Source organism: Brevibacillus sp. FW306-2-1A-C05A (assembly GCF_058781555.1).
The window spans coordinates 1-16,114 of record NZ_JBYSWV010000031.1; the positions used below are offsets into that span (position 1 = coordinate 1).

The following is a 16,114-nucleotide window of genomic DNA, read 5'->3' on the forward strand; positions in this document are numbered from 1 at the left end:
CTTTGAATCATGCTCGTTGCTCCATTCGTTTTTCCTAAATCATACCACATTTTCTTTAGTTTTCAGACACGTCCTAAGTAATTTAAACTTGGTTCAATATCGAAAAATATAGCTTTTCAAGGAGGAACGGAATCGCTGTCTTGTCAGTGAAACAGTCGCCACCGTTTGACCACAGATGGCGGAAGCAAAACTAAACGGTCCTTTTTTCAACTGTTGCCCACCGAGATCAGAGTTTTAAAGTCTGACTTTAAAACCCCGAATATGCGAGAGTATGTTGCTGCCACTTCCTTCGCAAGGACAGCCCCTTACCAAAAAAAGCGCCAAGAAGAAGGCGCGTTATGCCCCCCTCCTGGCGCTCTCCCATCGAAACAACACTACCCCCTGCCCTGCAACCGGCTGCACAGCTCATCCAGCGTTTGAATAATTGATAATAATTGCTCCGAGGATGAATCCAGTTGGTCGGCGGACTGGGAGAAAAGCGTGACTTGCTCCTCGATCTTATGCAGTTGCTGATTGATGCTGGATAGCGATTGGTTGATTTCTTTGGAAGAAGCGTTGGACTTGTCGGCGAGCTTGCGCACCTCGTCGGCGACGACGCCGAAGCCGCGGCCGTGCTCTCCGGCTCTGGCAGCTTCGATGGCGGCATTCAGGCCGAGCAGGTTGGTTTGGGCAGATACGTCGGAGACGAAGCGGCTTAAGCTTTCGATTTCTTCGTTTTGCTGCTTGAGCACGCGCATCGATTGGACGATTTTCTCATTGTATTCCGCTAGCGTGGTGGCGGATTGGGCGAAGACGGAGGAGATTTGCAGCGCGGCTTGGGTAGTCGTTGCCAGTTCGGCGGCCATTTGCTCCATGTTGTTGCGGTAGGCGGCGTTTTCGCGCATCGTTTCCCCGATGTACTGCTCCAAAATGATAGCGGAGTCGAAAAACACCCTTTTGGACAGCGCCTGGTAAAAGGCGTCTGGATCGGGGAGGGCGTGCAGCCGTTCTGCAAATAGCCGCAAATAAAGAGAATAGCCTCCCAAAAACCAGGAGGCAGACAAACCGATCCGGGCATGCGTCGAGCCGATGCGTTGACGGCTGGCGATATAACTTTCGTCAATGACATGGCTCGCCAATGTTTCGATGTAGTCGTACTGCATGCTTTTCAATCTGTCTACCGCGGCATTGGCGTGAATCAGTTGCCGCAGGTGCGAATGCCGCTCCAGCTCCTCGTAAAAACAGTCCACGATTTCGTGCAAGTGAGCCTGAAAAAACCCCTTCTGACTGGCTAACAGATCCAAATCCGCCTCTGTCAAAGCGTAAAACTCCAGTAATTCTCTCCACTTCTGTTCTACTGTAACTATGTTGACGACCCCTTTTTCTTGTCTGCTTGTCTGATATGTTTTGGTAAACACTATTCAAATTCTATCAGAAAATTCATGGGAGAATGAAGGGATTTTGAGAATGGTTTGCTAATTGGTTGAAAAAAGTCCGGGAAAAACGCTTCGGAAGCGTCGAAAAGGGCCAGAAACCGAACAAAAAAAGCGAACCTAAACAAGAATCTAAAGACAAACCAAAAAGCAGGTCATCCGAGGAAGGCATCCCTCCGTGAGCATGTCTTTTTGCGGGAGACACTTGCTTGACCGAGGGCAGCACCAGCGCTTGGCTTGTACATTCCTTTGGGGCAGTGCTAAAATAAATAAGTATGGTTGAACACGCTGCATCGCCAATAAGACACGCACGCAAAGTATGCTTACTTTTACGGGCATGCTTTTTTGGGGCGATCACGCTTGAGAAAAATCCATCTCGACATAAAGGCAACGGAGAAAGACAGCGGAGGTCCGGGCAAAAAGACTGGCGAAGCCAAGTTTTCGCCTGGGGAACCGCACATTTTTTTCTTGTTGAAGCGGGGATATACATATGCTAGTAACAGGGCAACTGATGCAACATTGCGAGCGTTTTTGGGGGAGCCGGGGAGAGCTGTATCAGGCGGAAGAGGCGGATGTGCTGATTGGCGTCTATCCGGCGTCGCGCAGGCGCGGATGGTGGACATACGTTACGCTGGAGCTGCACAAAACGGGAGCGAGCGAATGTATGCTGTATTCCTACCGCTTTCAAAAGGAAATGATTGCGCACCTCGCAACGATCGCTTCGCAGGTGATTCGTCAGTGGGAAAAAGAGCGGACGCGCGTGCAGGCAGGAGATGTGTTTATGCTTGCCGACGCTATTGTGGAGGGCTCTGTGCTGAATCACGCGGTTCTTACTCCAGCCTTTTTTGAGGAAGTCGGCTTTGAATATTATACAAACGGTACGGATGTAATCCGGTTTATGATGCTGCATGCGATTGCGGAATCGGAAGCCCGGTATGTAGAGAGCTTTGGACTGGATGCACTGCAGGAACGGTTTGCGGACGTTGGTGTCGATTCCCTGCATGTATTGCGTCCCCCTGCCATCTGAGAAGGGAGCGAGCGGGATGAAAGAGATTCGGTTGAGAGTGACCGTAGTGGTTTGGCATGAAGGCAAAATTTTGGTGATCCGGGAAAAGAGCAAGAAAGGGATTTTTTACAGTTTGCCGGGCGGAAACGTGGAGTATTTGGAAGCGATACCAGATGCGACGAGAAGAGAAGTGTGGGAAGAAACGGGATTGCTCGTCGAAATGGAGCGTCTGCTGTGGGTGGATGACCGGATTGACCAGGAAGGCAACGGAAAGCACACCGTAGGGATTGCCGTGCTGGCCAAACTGGTTGGCGAGGAGACGACGCCAATCCCCGGTGGGCTGGAGGATGAGGAAATCGACTGGGCTGGCTGGGTGACGCTGGAGGAGTGGCGGGCGCTGCCGCAGTACCATAGCGCGCGGCCTGACCAGGTTTTGCAAGCGTTGAGCGACCCGGTTTATCGTCCGGGGTATATGGGGAACATGCTGGATCAGACCAATTGAACGAAAAGACGCGTGAGCACCGTCCTGCAAAAGCGGGACGGTGCTTTTCGTTGTTTCCCGGGTTCTCGCCGAGGAGCTGCTTGTGCGCCCCGCCCCGTCTGACCGGAAGCTACTTGTTATTCGCCGTTTTGCCGTTAGTCGACGGCGCTTTTTGCTTTTGCTGTATGGACGCATTTTTCCCTCTGGCAACGGCGAAAACGACGATGACGGCGGCCAGCACGGCTCCCGGCGTGAACGGCTCGGAGAGGAGCAGCCAGGCGGCGAGGATTGAGAGAAACGGCTGCAAGTACTGGGTCTGGCTGACTCGCGCAACTCCGCCCAGCGCCAGTCCGTGGTACCAGGCAAAAAAGCCGAGGAACATGCTGACGACGCTGATGTAGCCGAAGCCTGCCCAAACGGTCCAGGTGGCGTGCTGCAATTGCTCAAGCAGCGGCCCGGCGATGGGCACGACGAGAAATGGAAAGGCGATGAGCAACGACCAACTGATGACTTGCCAGCCGCCCATTGTTTTGGAAAGCTGTCCGCCAACTGCATAGCCGACTGCAGCGGAGATGACGGCGCCGAGCAGGGCGAGGTCGGCCCATTGCAGGGCGCTGAAGCCGGAGAAGACGGCGTAGCCGATAATCGTCAGGCAGGCGACGCCGCTGGAGATCCAGTACATTTTCGCAGGGCGCTCTCCGGAAAAAAAGGCGGCGGCTCCTGCGGTCGCAAGCGGCAGCAGGGCGATAATGACCGCCCCGTGGGTGGCGGGGACGCGCTCCATCGCCCACGAGGAGAAAAACGGAAAGCCGATGACGACCCCTGCCGAGACGAGGACTAGCTGCTTGAGCTGTGCCCAGGTTGGCAGCGGAACGCGTTTCAGCCAAAGAACGAGGGCGGCGAGCAGCGCGGCAATGAGTGCGCGGCCGAGGCCGGCTGACACGGGCGATAGGGTGGTGACGACGACTTTTGTCGCGGGCAAGGTCAAGCTGAAGCTGCACACTCCGAGCAAGCCGTAGAGCAAGCCTGCTTTTTCGGGGGGCATGCTGTTGCCTGGAATTGGTGGTTTGGATGGCGGGCATGTGCTCGTGCTTGGTAGCATCGTGTCGCTGTTTGACTGTCCCTGCACACCTCTGTCCGCTGCCGACTTGCCACTCAGTTGTGCGGGCAGTCGACTGTTCCATATCGAGTCACCGCTCGACTGCGCCAGCGCACTCATTTTCAACAACTCGCCATCATCCATCACTGCCCGAGCCCCCACACCCGCCACATTCCGCATCCAGCCAGCTCTCCCCAGCGAACCTCCTGCTTTCATCTGTATCCCGTCCTTTGCTTGTAAAAAATGCGAACTGTTTTTCCAGCTTAGTGGAGGACAGTCAGGAACGGTAGAGCCAATTGGCGGCAGGAGGAGTAAGCCAATTTGTCGAAGCAGTGGCACAAAGACATGGGGGGAGGCGTAGGAGGATGGAATGGAAGCCTGACAAACATGCGGGAGCCCCGGTGTATCAGCAAATTACGAAGAGACTGGAGCAGCAAATCGTTTCCGGCGAGCTGCCGCCCGGGGCGTCCCTGCCTCCCGAGCGGGTATTGGCGAGGCGATACGGCGTCAATCGCGGGACGGTGTCGGCGGCCTATGAGGAGTTGCGCGCGATGGGGCTGCTGCAATCGTGGCAAGGGAGCGGGACATGGGTAAGCCGCCATTTGTGGGGAGTCCGGCAGATGCCGAATTGGTACAAGTACACAAATGGCGGGGCGTTTTTGCCTGCCTATCCGCTGGCGAAGCGCATCCAGGAAGCGTGTCTGGACGAGGGGATTATCAATCTGGCAAAAGCAGAGTTGCACAGTTCGATGATCCCGTCGCTGTCCGCAGAAAAATTGGGTGGGCTACAGCACATGAACCTGGAGCTTGGATACGCCCAGCCAAAAGGCGACCCGGCGCTGCGCGAGGTGCTGGTGGCGCATTTGGCGGAGAACTACGGGATCGAGGCATCGAGCGAAGAGATTTTGGTGACCTCGGGTGGGCAGCAGGCACTGCACCTGATTTCGCAATGCCTGCTGAATCCGGGAGATGCCATTGCCATGGAGGGGCCTTCTTACTCGTATTCGCTTCCGCTGTTCAGCTCCGCGGGCTTGCGCCTGTATCGCCTGCCGCAAGATGAGCAGGGCATCATCACAGAGGCGGTTTCGGCGCTGCACCGCGAGCAGCGCATTCGTATGGTGTTTGTCAACCCGACCTATCACAATCCGACCGGGATCGTGATGAGCGAAGCCAGGAGAGCGCAGCTTCTGGCCGTATGCCAGGAGCAGCGGATTCCGCTGGTGGAGGACGACGCCTACGGGGCGCTTACGCTGGCGGGCCAACCCCGGCCTCCCAAGCCAATCAAGGCAATCGACCAGTCCGGCAACGTGCTGTATGTAAACAGTTTGTCGAAGACGATCGCGCCCGGGCTGCGCATCGGCTGGCTCGTCGGGCCGCGCTCTGTGGTGGAGCGGCTGGCCGATGCCAAGCAGCAGATGGATTTCGGCACGAGCAGCATTTCCCAGCAGTTGGCGCGGCATTTTTTGCAGGAAGCATGCTGGCGCGACCAGTTGCAAAAGCTATCGGCCTACTTGCTGCAGCAGCAAAAAGCGATGCACACCGTACTCGAAACCGAAATCAAACAGTTTGCGGCATGGAACAGGCCAGGCGGGAGCTATCACATCTGGTGCCGACTGCACGAACCGATCGAGGAAAAAGAGCTGCTGGATGCGGCGATCAGAGAAGGAGTCGTCTTTACACCGGGCGGCGTGTACGGCGCCGAGCCAGGCTGGCTGAGGCTGACCTATTCGTGGGAGGACGCGGAAAAGATCGAGGAAGGGATTCGCCGCCTGAAAAAAGTGCTGCAAACAAGCAGGCGTTAAGGAGCGCTTCCCTGGACCATACTAGGAAAATCACACCGGTATGGAAAAGGGGGAGTTCCATGGGATTTTCGCTCATCATCGGTTTTATCGAATCCCTGACCTCGTATTATTTGGCGCTTCTGCTTTGGTAATCGGACTGATCCTGCGTTTTCGCTACTATATCGCCTACCGCAATCGGCAACTGACCCGCGATGCGGCCTTCGCAAAAGGGGGAGGCTACGCGCTCATCATCTTGTCAGGGGTCGTGATTATCGCCCATATGATCGTTATTTGCATTGGCCGAAGCGGCGGAGGTACGTTTGCACATGTACGCGGATTTCCGCCTGCGCGAACAAGTCATCCCACTCGTCTTTGTGCGCTTTCCAGTAAGCGTACTGATGCCTGCGAAATTCTTCGCCAAAGCCGAAGATGTCGGTCGCGTATTTTTTTTGCATCATGGCAATCAGATTTTCCGCCCGATGCTTGAGCGTGTGGTTAATTTGCCCTTCTTTCTTCCTGATTTTTCCAGGGTAGGGCGATGGTCGAAGCTGTTTTCGGCCACGTTGCCCTCGCCGCGAATCAACAGCGTAATTACCGGCTTCCCGTTTTCGACCGATGTTTTGACGGTAGAGCGGGCGCCCTTTACTTCCATCGTAATGAAATGGGGCCTCTTGTCTTTGTCCAGTTGCTTGACGATCACTTCATCGCCTGCCAAAAACGTTCCGTTAATCCAGCGGAGCGTTTTTACTTCCTGATCGCTCAGCCAGCCGATGAGACGATCTCCTTTCAGGATCGCGCCCCCTGCACAGGGCTGACGATGCCTGCTTCTACGGCAGCTTGTCCGATGACGAGACCGCCGACGATGCCGATCGTCTGGCCCATGATCTTAGGCAAACGCAGCCCGGCTTCCCACAACATTTCCAACGTTACCTCCATGAAGAATGCCTCCATAAGTGAAGGAAACGGCACTTCCGCTCTGGCGGAAGAGATGGTGAGCGCAAGCTGGGTCGGGATCATTCCCGGGTGGTAGGAAATAAGCGCAATGTACAAGGAAGGCAAAATGAGAGCGATACTGGCTCCGAAAATGCGGACGAGGCGGATGGCCGAGCCGATCATCCACCGTTCGTAATAATCGTCGGGCGCCTGAAACAGCATCGAAAATGTGACAGGGACGATCAGCACAAACGGGGTGCCGTCTACCATGATGGCAATGCGCCCCTCCAGCAGCATGTGCAAGACTCGCGCCGGATTCTCCGAGTATTGCGTCTGCGGAAAAGGAGTGTACCAGCTATCCTCAATCCACTGCTCCACTGTTCCGTTGTCCAGCACCCCGTCGATATCCATGGTCGAGAGACGGGTTTTCACTTCATCGAGAATGACCGGGTTGACGATGCCGTTTATGTACAGGAGCGCGACTTTTGTTTTCGTTCGCCTGCCGATTTGCCGAATGTCCACTTTCAGTTCCGGGTATCTGCGCCGGACGAGCGAAAGGTTGGTGCTCAACGATTCCACGAATGCGTCACGAGGGCCACGGAGCGTACTTTCATTTTCCAACTCTTGCACGCTGCGCTGCTCCATCCCGGTTCCGCTTGCCCGATACCATTTTTGATCTGCACGACTGTAGATCGCGACATTGCCGTATAAAACCGCTTCTATGGCCTCCTGGGCTGTTTCCAAAGAGCGAAAAGGAAACGGGCAATCCGGAACCGCCAGTTTTTCCACAATTTTATCCTGAATATAGTTGCTATCGACCAAGCACTCTAAAAAAATAAGCTGTAGTCATTTTCCCCGCACTGTAGCTGCCGCTTTACATAATCAAAGCTGCCATTCATTTTCTCTGTGATTTCTTGTTCCCAATTCAAAGCAAAACCTCCTGAAAAGGAATACGAGTAGTGTTTTAACAAGCGCCCAAATATATGCAGAAGAAGAAAAAAGACGCAAGCAGAAATGAACCGCAGCCATTGCAAAAGGCCACGATCGGAGTATAATGAGAAATATAATTTGCTAGGTAAATATTTGCGTCGAAGGCTCGTGCCTATATTTTTTTGTCGAAAAGTTGCCTTCGGGCAAAAAAAGTGACTTGATGCACAAATTGGGGTGAGGACATATGCTAACCAGATCAAATTCGAGCGAAGCGGCCCAAAATCAGCAAGGCTGGAGAAAAGAGGCTGCTGCGCCATCGCTGCCGGAGGTCCACCGCTCCATGAAAATCCCGGCCAAAGGCTCCTGGATTCGCAAGTTCCTTGCTTTTGCCGGCCCGGGCTATCTCGTGGCAGTCGGCTACATGGACCCGGGAAACTGGGCGACGGACATTGCAGGCGGCTCGCTTTTCGGCTATTCGCTGCTGTCGGTCATCCTGCTGTCCAACCTGATGGCGATCTTGCTGCAGGCATTGGCCGGCAAGTTGGGGATTGTGACCGGACGGGACTTGGCCCAGGCGTGCCGCGATCACTACAGCAAGCCTGTCGCCATGGGGCTGTGGGTGCTGTGCGAGCTTGCCATTGCGGCGTGCGACCTCGCGGAAGTCATCGGCGCCGCGATCGCGCTCAACCTGCTCTTCGGGATTCCGCTCGTGTACGGGGTGCTCATTACAGCTCTCGACGTGATGATCGTGCTGTTTTTGCAAAACAAAGGCTTTCGCTACATCGAATCGCTCGTAATCGCCCTGATTGTGACGATTGGCGCCTGCTTTGCGTTTGAGATGATTTGGTCGCAGCCGGATATCGCAGGCATTTTCGGGGGCTTTATCCCGACGGCCGAGATCGTGAAAAATCCGGAGATGCTCTACATCGCCATCGGGATTTTGGGAGCGACGGTCATGCCGCACAACCTGTATCTGCACTCGTCCATCGTCCAGACGCGCCAGTACGAACAGACGACATTGGGGAAAAAAGAAGCGATCAAATACGCGACGCTCGATTCGACGATTGCCCTTGTGTTCGCGATGGCGATTAACGCCGCGATTTTGATCTTGTCGTCCGCGACCTTTCACAAGGCAGGCATGACGGACGTGGCCGATATTGCCGATGCATACCATTTGCTGGCGCCGTTGCTCGGAACTACGCTCGGAAGCATTTTGTTCGGCGTCGCGCTGCTTGCGGCGGGCATGAACTCGACCTTGACCGGGACACTCGCCGGACAGATCGTCATGGAAGGTTTTTTGAACTTGCGGATTACGCCTTGGCTGCGCAGGCTGATTACCCGCCTGATCGCGATTGTGCCAGCCGTCATTGTCACCGCGCTGTACGGCGAGAGCGGGGCCACTGACTTGCTGATTTTGAGCCAGGTCATCCTCTCCTTGCAGTTGTCCTTCGCTGTTGTGCCGCTGGTCCAGTTCACTAGCGACAAGGCGAAGATGGGCGAGTTTGCCAACGCCGGATGGCTGAAATGGCTGGCCTGGATCGTGGCCACAGTCATCATGGGGCTGAACCTGTATTTGCTTTTTCAAACGTTTTTCGGATAAACAACGGAAATCCTCTCTGTTTGCCAGGGAGGATTTTCCTTATTTACGCAACCTTTTCCCGGCTGGCTCGTATGAAAAATAGAAGCATTTTTTGAAAGGAGTGACAGGATATGGACGTGCTTGAAACCGTCTACATGGTTTGCCTTGTGAGTGGCATTATTTATACCGTCATATCGCTTTTATTCGGCGATACGGTCTCGGATTGGCTCGACCAGCTTCATCTGCCGCTGTTTCAGCCAATCACTTTTGTAAGCGGCCTCACCGCTTTTGGCGGCGCCGGGTATATTATGTCCCGGTTTACCTCCTTGTCTGATCTGGTCGTGTTTGCTTTGGCCGTGGTCATTGGGGCGGGGCTTGCGGTCTTCGCGTACTTCCTCTGGGTGAAGCCGATGAGCAAGGCGGAAAACTCGACGGGCTATTCGATGGCCCAGCTAGGCGGAAAGCTTGGCGAGGTAGGGACGACGATTCCGGCAGAAGGCTTGGGCGAAGTGTTGCTGCCCATGATTAGCGGGACGACCTACCACATGGCAGCCAGTCTGGAAGGAAAAAGCATCCCGCAAGGAACCCGTGTCGTGGTGGTCGAAGTGCGCGACCATGTCCTGTACGTAATCCCTTTCTCTACTGACTCATAAAAAGGAGCTGAGCGAACATGTTTGAACCTGGCATTTTGACAACGGTCGGTGTCGTCGTCGCAGTCTTTCTCGTGTTAGGTATCGCGTTTTGGGCGCGGTATAAAACGGTTGGCGCCGATGAAGCCATGATCGTGACGGGAAGCTACCTGGGCACGAAAAACGTGCTGAGCGACGAATCCGGCCGCAAGATGAAGATCGTCCGCGGGGGCGGCGCGTTTATTCTTCCGATTTTTCAACAGGCCAATTTTTTGAGTCTTCTGTCTCATAAGCTCGATGTGTCCACTCCGGAGGTTTACACCGAGCAGGGCGTACCCGTCATGGCGGACGGCGTGGCGATCATCAAGGTAGGCGGCTCCATTGAGGATATTGCCACCGCAGCCGAGCAGTTTATGGGCAAAAAAGACGAAGCGCTCCGCGCAGAGGCGCAGGAGGTGCTGGAAGGCTACCTGCGTGCGATTCTCGGCAGCATGACCGTAGAGGAAATTTACAAAAACCGTGAGCGCTTTGCCCAGGAGGTTCAGTCGGTCGCGGCGAAGGACCTGAAAAAAATGGGACTGTCCGTCGTCAGCTTCACGATCAAGGATGTTCGCGACAAAAACGGCTACCTGGCGGCGTTGGGGATTCCGCAGATCGCGGCCGTGAAGCGGGACGCGACGATTTCCCAGGCCGACGCAGACAAGGAAGCGCGGATCAGACAGGCCCAGGCGGAGGAAGAAGCGCGCAAGGCCGAGCTGTTGAAGGAAACGAACATCGCCGAAGCGGAAAAAGAAAAAGAATTGAAGGTGGCCGCCTTCAAGCAGGAGCAGGACAAAGCGCGTGCCAGTGCGGACCAAGCCTACAAGCTGCAGGAGGCTGTCGCCAAACAGCAGGTAACGGAAGAGGAAATGAAGATTGATCTCGTGCGCAAGCAAAAAGAGATCGAGCTGGAGGAAAAAGAAATTTTGCGCCGCGAGCGGCAATATGACGCGGAAGTGAAGAAAAAAGCCGATGCGGACCGCTACTCGGTGGAGCAGGCGGCAGAAGCGGAAAAGGCGAAAAAGCTGAAAGAAGCGGATGCGCTCAAGTACCGGATCGAGGCAGAGGCAAAAGCGATGGCGGAACAGAAGCGACTCGAAGGTCTGGCGATCGCGGAAGCCGAAAAGGCGCGAGGAAGCGCCGAAGCGGAAGTTACCCGTCTCAAGCTGGAAGCCGAAGCGGAAGGGAAGGAAAAGCTGGCGGAAGCATTCGAAAAGTTCGGGCATGCGGCCGTCCTGGACATTATCGCCAAGATGCTGCCTGAGCTGGCTGCGAAAATTGCCGAGCCGATGAAAGCGATCGACAAGGTGACGATTGTGGATGCAGGCGGCGGCCAGGGCGACGGCGTCAACCGGCTGAGCGGCAACGTCACCAAGCTGATGGCGCAACTGCCAGAGATGCTGAAAGACGTCTCCGGTCTAGACATGAACAAAATGATTAGCGATTTCATGCAAAAGGGCGGCTCTGCCCCAGCCAATCCTGCTGCCGCTCCTGGCCAGCCATCCGCTCCATCCGTCTCTAACCTGCTGGCGGGAAAAGCCGCAGAAGACAAGGCGCAAGCAGCCAAACCGACGGATCATCAAGCATAGAAACCAAGGCATAACCCAAGCATAGAGAGCCACATCAAAATGCATCAAAACGCATCGCAAAAATCCCCCTTCGCTTACAAGGGGGATTGCTGTTTTTAATCGGCCCTGTCCACCTGCTTCAAGTTGCCGGAGTGCTTCATCAGCTCACTGACGGTCACGAAGCGGTAGCCGCGTTTTTGCAGCTCGGGCAAAATCTGTTCCAGCGCCTGTACGGTCTGCTTCCGGTTTCCGCCGTAGTCGTGGAACAGGACGATGTCGCCATTGCGGGCGTTGCCCAGCACCTTGTCGACGATTTTTTTGACGCCGGGGTCTGTCCAGTCGCGCGTATCCTGGTGCCACGACCACATGACAATCAAAAAGCCGGCCTGCTTCGCGGTATGGACGACAGACTCGCTGTAGTATCCCCCAGGCGGACGGAACAGTGGAGGCCTGACTCCGGTTGCGGAGAAAATCGCCTCCTGCGTTTTTTCTACCTCGTCGCGCAGCCGTTCGGGAGTGAGCTTGCGAATGTCGGGGTGGTTGAAGGTGTGATTCGCGATCTCGTGCTGATCCTGGGCGAGCGAGCGAACCAATTCCGGGTATTGGCTGACGCGCGAGCCGACTACGAAAAACGTCGATTTTGCCTCATACTTTTTCAACAGGGCAGCGATCTCCGGGGTGTACCTCGGGTCGGGGCCGTCGTCAAAGGTGAGGGCGATCACCTTGCTGTTTGTCGGCACCTCCCAGACGATTTCGCCGCGCGTCTCGTAGTATTCGCGATTTTTTTCACGCAGCGCCAAAGCGGACTGGTTATAGGAAGTAACGAGCAAAACGGCACAGGTGATGAGCCAAAAGCGCATATGTTTTTTCATCGGTGGCACCTCTCATTGAATCTATCTCCCGTTACTATGCGCCAACCGTTCGGGAATATTCTTTTCAGTCCTCATGGAAAAGACACTTGTGCTTTTTGGGTGGATACATTAAGCTAGTAACAGACTTCCTGAACGAAAAAGAACGGACAAGAGCGGATAGATGGAGGAGTAGAGATGAAAGTAGCAAAATTTGGTGGCACTTCCCTGGCGAATGCCGAGCAAATAAAAAAAGTATGCAGCATCGTTTTGGCTGATCGAAAGCGGCGGATTGTCGTCGTTTCGGCACCTGGCAAAAGACATAAGGACGACACGAAAGTAACCGACCTGTTGATTCGCTACGCCACCCGTTTTTTGCAGGACGGACAGGCGGACGCGGAAAAACAGGCTGTTTTTGAGCGCTATCGGGAGATCGTGGCGGAGCTGGGACTGGGAGAGGAAGCCGGGCAGCAACTGGAAAGCGAGCTTGATGCGGTGCTGAGCAACCGAAAGGGGCTGTCGGCTGAACGGTTTATGGACGCGGTCAAAGCCGCAGGAGAAGATACGTGCGCGAAGATCGTGGCGCACTACTTGCGGAGCCTGGGCGAAGAGGCCAGCTATGTGAATCCGAAAGACGCCGGAATGCTGGTGACAGATGAAGCGGGCAACGCCCACGTCTTGCCGGAGGCGTACGAGCAGCTTGCCGCGCTGCGGGAGAGAAAGGGGATTACGGTCTTTCCGGGCTTTTTCGGCTATGCGGCGAGCGGGGAGCTGGTGACGTTTTCGCGTGGAGGCTCGGATATTACCGGCTCGATTCTCGCTGCGGCGGTGACTGCGGACGTGTACGAAAACTTCACCGACGTAGATTCGGTGTACGTCGTCAACCCCAATCTGATCGCCAATCCGCGAAAAGTGAAAGAAATCACGTACCGCGAGATGCGCGAGCTGTCCTATTCGGGCTTCAGCGTCTTTCACGAGGAAGCGCTCATTCCGGCGTACCAGGCGGACATTCCCGTTTGCATCAAAAATACAAACAACCCGTCTGCGCCGGGAACGATGATCGTAGCCGAGCGGCCCTACGCGACAAACCGGGTGTCGGGGATTGCCAGCGACAGCGGCTTTTGCAGCATCTACGTCAGCAAGTTTTTGATGAACCGCGAGATCGGCTTTGGGCGCAAGCTGTTGCAAATTTTCGAGGAGGAAGGCATTTCCTACGAGCATACCCCTTCTGGCATTGACAACATTTCCGTCATCCTGCGCGAAAAAGACCTGACGGAAGACAAGGAGAAGCGGATTATCGAGCGCATTTTCCGCGAGTTGGAAGCCGATGATGTCGCGGTGCAGCACAGCCTCGCGCTCGTCATGATTGTCGGGGAAGGCATGCGTCAATCGGTCGGCACGACCGCCAGAGCGACGACTGCGCTCGCGGCGGCGAAAATCAACCTGGAGATGATTAACCAAGGCTCGTCTGAGGTCAGCATGATGTTCGGCGTCAAAGCGGCCGAAGCGAACCGCGCCGTCATCGCCTTGTATCAGGAGTTTTTTGGAGACGACGCGGAGTCGGCAGACGAGGTGTCTGCCACTTCTGTTGCGTCCGTAAGCGTGTAGTCGCGCGCAACGAATCTGCCGTCCTGCCATTGATAGACGCGCCAATCGGGAACATCCGCGGCCAGGCCGACAATCCAGTAGGACAGCGATGGGTAGTGCCAGCCCGCCGCATCCCGCGCGGAAGGGATGGGAGCGGTGTGCGGATGGGTGTGCAGGACGCCCAGCCATTGCAGATGGCGCTTGCGAATGTCGCCAACCGCCTGGAGAAACGCAGGGCCACCCCAGGAAAAGGCGTGCTTGTCCAAAGAGATCGGCATGGAAATGAAATCGGTAATCGCTGCCCCTCTGCCAACGAGCAGGGCAGAATATTCATAGGGAAACGCCTCTTGTGCAGCATACAGGAGGCGTTTCGCTACTTTTCGCTCCAAACATATTTTGTTATCCTTAGACGCAAAGGGTTCACCTAACCAGTCCGTTGATTGCATGAGGAATCGTCCTCCTTCTGCTCTATTCCATTAAAATCCGGAGGTTTTTTGTGCCATGAGTACGATACATGTGGGAGTCTGCGGGTGGGGCGACCATGACACATTGTACGGCCAGGGTGTACGGAGCCGTGACAAGCTGGCTGTTTACGCCAGCCACTTTCCGATCGTGGAGGTGGACAGCTCCTTCTACGCCATTTTACCACAGCGCAATTACGAGTCGTGGGTCCGGGATACGCCGGACCGCTTTGGATTTATCGTGAAGCCGCATCAAGCGATGACCGGCCATCTGCGAGGGGATGCCCCTGTCAACCGCCGCGAGCTGTTCGCGCAGTTTGAAGAGAGCATCCAGCCGCTGGTGGAGGCGGGCAAGCTGAAGGCGCTGTTGTTTCAGTTTCCGCCGTGGTTCGATTGCACGCGCGAGCACGTCCAGTACGTCCAGGCTTGCCGTCAGGCGCTGGCCGCTTATCCGTTTGCCGTGGAGTTTCGCCACCAGAGCTGGTTTGAAGCGTGTTTTGCGGAGCGCACACTGGACTTTTTGCGCCAGATCCATGCGGTGCACGTCCTGTGCGACGAGCCGCAGGTGGGAACAGGTTCGGTCCCGATCGTGCCAGCCGTCACGCATCCTGCTCTGGCGATTGTCCGGTTCCACGGGCGCAACAAAGCAGGGTGGCGCGATCCGGGCGAAGGCCAAAACTGGCGCGACGTGCGCTACCTGTACCGCTACAGCGAGCAGGAGCTGACAGAGTGGCTCGTCCACATTCGCAAGATCGAGCAGGAAGCGGATGAAGTTTGCATTTTGTTCAACAATAACTCTGGAGGCGATGCGGCAGCGAATGCCAAGCAGTTTTCAGACATGCTCGGACTCGATCCGAGCGGTTTGAACCCTCGACAGATGGAGTTGTTCTAAAAGGAAGAAAGAAGGGTAGCCATGCTTGTAGCTATCGCTGCGTTGTTTTTGCTAATTGGGGTAGTCGCTGGCGTGATCGGCAGTATCGCCGGGCTGGGCGGCGGCATCTTTTTTGTGCCGGCGCTGATGTTTTTCGCCAACTGGTATGAGCCGGGTTCGATGCCTCCGCAGGTGGCGGCTGCGACTTCCTTGCTCGTGATTGCGGTGACGGCCTTGTCGTCATCCATCTCGTACATCAAACAAAAAAAGGTCGACATGCAGAGTGCCCTGCTTTTTTTTATCGGCAGCGCACCGGGTGCTATCGTGGGTGTCTACCTTAATACATTACTAGCAACAGAAGATTTTACACTGCTGTTTGGCCTGTTTCAGTTGTGCATGTTCGTGGTCCTGATGGTCAAGGACAAACTCCGGCCGCGCCAGATCAACTGGGAAGTGAAGCGGCAGTTCGTCGACAACGAAGGCAAGGAATACGAGTATGGATATAGCAGGTGGAGCGTCATTACGATCGCCTTTTTTGTCGGGATCACGTCCTCGCTGTTCGGCGTGGGTGGCGGCGTGCTGATGGTTCCGGCGATGATGCTGCTGTACCGTTTTCCTCCGCATATCGCCACAGCTACCTCCATGCTGGTCATTTTTTTCTCGGCGGTGGTTGGCTCGGTGACGAACATTTTCCACGACCATGTGAACTGGCTGTACGCCGCCATGCTTGCCCCAGGCGCATGGGCGGGCGGAAAGCTGGGCGCCATCGTGGCGAGCAAGCTGAAAGGGCGCACAATCGTCCTGTTTTTGCGCATCTTGATTTTGGCGATTGCGGTACAAATGATAATAAAAGCGGTTATCGGATAACGAAGAGAGACAAAGGGAGGGGA

At 55.4% G+C, this 16,114-nt stretch carries 16 protein-coding genes and 2 pseudogenes; 10 read left to right on the top strand and 8 right to left on the bottom strand.

All coding sequences use genetic code 11. The annotated features are described in order from the left end of the window. Window positions 1-374: 374 nt before the first annotated feature. The gene (locus tag AC3WJN_RS17545; RefSeq protein ID WP_327945028.1) at window positions 375-884 is read right to left on the bottom strand and encodes a methyl-accepting chemotaxis protein; all 510 of its coding nucleotides are present in this window, start codon (window positions 882-884) and stop codon (window positions 375-377) included. A 12-nt stretch (window positions 885-896) separates the two neighbouring features. After that, window positions 897-1,397, bottom strand: a pseudogene (locus tag AC3WJN_RS17550) (protoglobin domain-containing protein); the annotation flags it as partial. Window positions 1,398-1,902: 505 nt separating this feature from the next. Here AC3WJN_RS17550 and AC3WJN_RS17555 point away from each other — a divergent pair. Continuing rightward, complete coding sequence (locus AC3WJN_RS17555) at window positions 1,903-2,439, top strand: suppressor of fused domain protein (protein ID WP_005829356.1); 537 nt, start codon at window positions 1,903-1,905, stop codon at window positions 2,437-2,439. 16 nt (window positions 2,440-2,455) lie between these two features. Beyond that, window positions 2,456-2,920: an NUDIX domain-containing protein gene (locus AC3WJN_RS17560; protein WP_005829358.1), complete on the top strand. Its 465-nt coding sequence runs from the start codon at window positions 2,456-2,458 to the stop codon at window positions 2,918-2,920. A gap of 109 nt (window positions 2,921-3,029) precedes the next feature. Here AC3WJN_RS17560 and AC3WJN_RS17565 read toward each other — a convergent pair whose 3' ends face one another. After that, window positions 3,030-4,214 carry a DMT family transporter gene (locus AC3WJN_RS17565; protein WP_007787441.1) on the bottom strand — a complete coding sequence of 395 codons (1,185 nt, stop codon included), beginning with the start codon at window positions 4,212-4,214 and terminating at the stop codon, window positions 3,030-3,032. 149 nt (window positions 4,215-4,363) lie between these two features. On the opposite strand from AC3WJN_RS17565, the gene AC3WJN_RS17570 reads away from it, so the two are divergent. Both AC3WJN_RS17570 and AC3WJN_RS17575 read left to right on the top strand, forming a co-directional pair. Further along, on the top strand, window positions 4,364-5,800 hold the full coding sequence (locus AC3WJN_RS17570) for an aminotransferase-like domain-containing protein (RefSeq protein WP_007787443.1): 1,437 nt from the start codon (window positions 4,364-4,366) through the stop codon (window positions 5,798-5,800). 40 nt (window positions 5,801-5,840) lie between these two features. Continuing rightward, window positions 5,841-6,053 (top strand): annotated as a pseudogene (locus AC3WJN_RS17575) (hypothetical protein); the annotation flags it as partial. 13 nt (window positions 6,054-6,066) lie between these two features. On the opposite strand, the gene AC3WJN_RS17580 reads toward AC3WJN_RS17575, so the two are convergent. From AC3WJN_RS17580 to AC3WJN_RS17590, 3 genes are read right to left on the bottom strand one after another with little or no spacing between them, the layout of a single operon-like run. Continuing rightward, window positions 6,067-6,300: a Ger(x)C family spore germination C-terminal domain-containing protein gene (locus AC3WJN_RS17580; RefSeq protein WP_081494740.1), complete on the bottom strand. Its 234-nt coding sequence runs from the start codon at window positions 6,298-6,300 to the stop codon at window positions 6,067-6,069. Further along, on the bottom strand, window positions 6,243-6,572 hold the full coding sequence (locus AC3WJN_RS17585) for a Ger(x)C family spore germination C-terminal domain-containing protein (RefSeq protein ID WP_081494741.1): 330 nt from the start codon (window positions 6,570-6,572) through the stop codon (window positions 6,243-6,245). The genes AC3WJN_RS17580 and AC3WJN_RS17585 overlap by 58 nt, the downstream gene beginning before the upstream one ends. Then, the gene (locus AC3WJN_RS17590) at window positions 6,566-7,501 is read right to left on the bottom strand and encodes a spore germination protein (protein ID WP_007787447.1); all 936 of its coding nucleotides are present in this window, start codon (window positions 7,499-7,501) and stop codon (window positions 6,566-6,568) included. The genes AC3WJN_RS17585 and AC3WJN_RS17590 overlap by 7 nt, the downstream gene beginning before the upstream one ends. Window positions 7,502-7,886: 385 nt before the next feature. Between AC3WJN_RS17590 and AC3WJN_RS17595 the strand changes: the two genes are divergently transcribed. The 3 genes from AC3WJN_RS17595 (at window position 7,887) to floT (ending at window position 11,478) form a co-directional block, all read left to right on the top strand. After that, window positions 7,887-9,242, top strand: coding sequence for an Nramp family divalent metal transporter (locus AC3WJN_RS17595; protein WP_081494743.1), 1,356 nt, complete (start codon window positions 7,887-7,889; stop codon window positions 9,240-9,242). Between the two features lie 110 nt (window positions 9,243-9,352). After that, the gene (locus tag AC3WJN_RS17600; protein ID WP_005829372.1) at window positions 9,353-9,874 is read left to right on the top strand and encodes an NfeD family membrane protein; all 522 of its coding nucleotides are present in this window, start codon (window positions 9,353-9,355) and stop codon (window positions 9,872-9,874) included. Between the two features lie 17 nt (window positions 9,875-9,891). Continuing rightward, entirely contained in the window at window positions 9,892-11,478 is a 1,587-nt protein-coding gene (gene floT, locus AC3WJN_RS17605; protein WP_007787451.1) for a flotillin lipid rafts scaffold protein FloT, read from the top strand. Between the two features lie 95 nt (window positions 11,479-11,573). On the opposite strand, the gene AC3WJN_RS17610 is transcribed toward floT, so the two are convergent. Next, window positions 11,574-12,329: a polysaccharide deacetylase family protein gene (locus AC3WJN_RS17610; protein ID WP_007787453.1), complete on the bottom strand. Its 756-nt coding sequence runs from the start codon at window positions 12,327-12,329 to the stop codon at window positions 11,574-11,576. A 174-nt stretch (window positions 12,330-12,503) separates the two neighbouring features. On the opposite strand from AC3WJN_RS17610, the gene AC3WJN_RS17615 reads away from it, so the two are divergent. Beyond that, complete coding sequence (locus AC3WJN_RS17615) at window positions 12,504-13,913, top strand: aspartate kinase (RefSeq protein WP_005829378.1); 1,410 nt, start codon at window positions 12,504-12,506, stop codon at window positions 13,911-13,913. On the opposite strand, the gene AC3WJN_RS17620 is transcribed toward AC3WJN_RS17615, so the two are convergent. Beyond that, window positions 13,838-14,281, bottom strand: coding sequence for a M67 family metallopeptidase (locus AC3WJN_RS17620; RefSeq protein ID WP_237716709.1), 444 nt, complete (start codon window positions 14,279-14,281; stop codon window positions 13,838-13,840). The genes AC3WJN_RS17615 and AC3WJN_RS17620 overlap by 76 nt on opposite strands. A gap of 112 nt (window positions 14,282-14,393) precedes the next feature. Between AC3WJN_RS17620 and AC3WJN_RS17625 the strand changes: the two genes are divergently transcribed. After that, window positions 14,394-15,245 carry a DUF72 domain-containing protein gene (locus AC3WJN_RS17625; protein WP_007787458.1) on the top strand — a complete coding sequence of 284 codons (852 nt, stop codon included), beginning with the start codon at window positions 14,394-14,396 and terminating at the stop codon, window positions 15,243-15,245. Between the two features lie 21 nt (window positions 15,246-15,266). Beyond that, entirely contained in the window at window positions 15,267-16,091 is an 825-nt protein-coding gene (locus AC3WJN_RS17630; RefSeq protein WP_005829385.1) for a sulfite exporter TauE/SafE family protein, read from the top strand. Window positions 16,092-16,114 lie beyond the last annotated feature (23 nt).

Coding starts and splice junctions, on each gene's coding strand:
- AC3WJN_RS17545 (WP_327945028.1), bottom strand. CDS start 884: ATGCGCGAAAACGCCGCCTACCGCAACAACATGGAGCAAATGGCCGCC.
- AC3WJN_RS17555 (WP_005829356.1), top strand. CDS start 1,903: ATGCTAGTAACAGGGCAACTGATGCAACATTGCGAGCGTTTTTGGGGG.
- AC3WJN_RS17560 (WP_005829358.1), top strand. CDS start 2,456: ATGAAAGAGATTCGGTTGAGAGTGACCGTAGTGGTTTGGCATGAAGGC.
- AC3WJN_RS17565 (WP_007787441.1), bottom strand. CDS start 4,214: ATGAAAGCAGGAGGTTCGCTGGGGAGAGCTGGCTGGATGCGGAATGTG.
- AC3WJN_RS17570 (WP_007787443.1), top strand. CDS start 4,364: ATGGAATGGAAGCCTGACAAACATGCGGGAGCCCCGGTGTATCAGCAA.
- AC3WJN_RS17595 (WP_081494743.1), top strand. CDS start 7,887: ATGCTAACCAGATCAAATTCGAGCGAAGCGGCCCAAAATCAGCAAGGC.
- AC3WJN_RS17600 (WP_005829372.1), top strand. CDS start 9,353: ATGGACGTGCTTGAAACCGTCTACATGGTTTGCCTTGTGAGTGGCATT.
- floT (WP_007787451.1), top strand. CDS start 9,892: ATGTTTGAACCTGGCATTTTGACAACGGTCGGTGTCGTCGTCGCAGTC.
- AC3WJN_RS17610 (WP_007787453.1), bottom strand. CDS start 12,329: ATGAAAAAACATATGCGCTTTTGGCTCATCACCTGTGCCGTTTTGCTC.
- AC3WJN_RS17615 (WP_005829378.1), top strand. CDS start 12,504: ATGAAAGTAGCAAAATTTGGTGGCACTTCCCTGGCGAATGCCGAGCAA.
- AC3WJN_RS17625 (WP_007787458.1), top strand. CDS start 14,394: ATGAGTACGATACATGTGGGAGTCTGCGGGTGGGGCGACCATGACACA.
- AC3WJN_RS17630 (WP_005829385.1), top strand. CDS start 15,267: ATGCTTGTAGCTATCGCTGCGTTGTTTTTGCTAATTGGGGTAGTCGCT.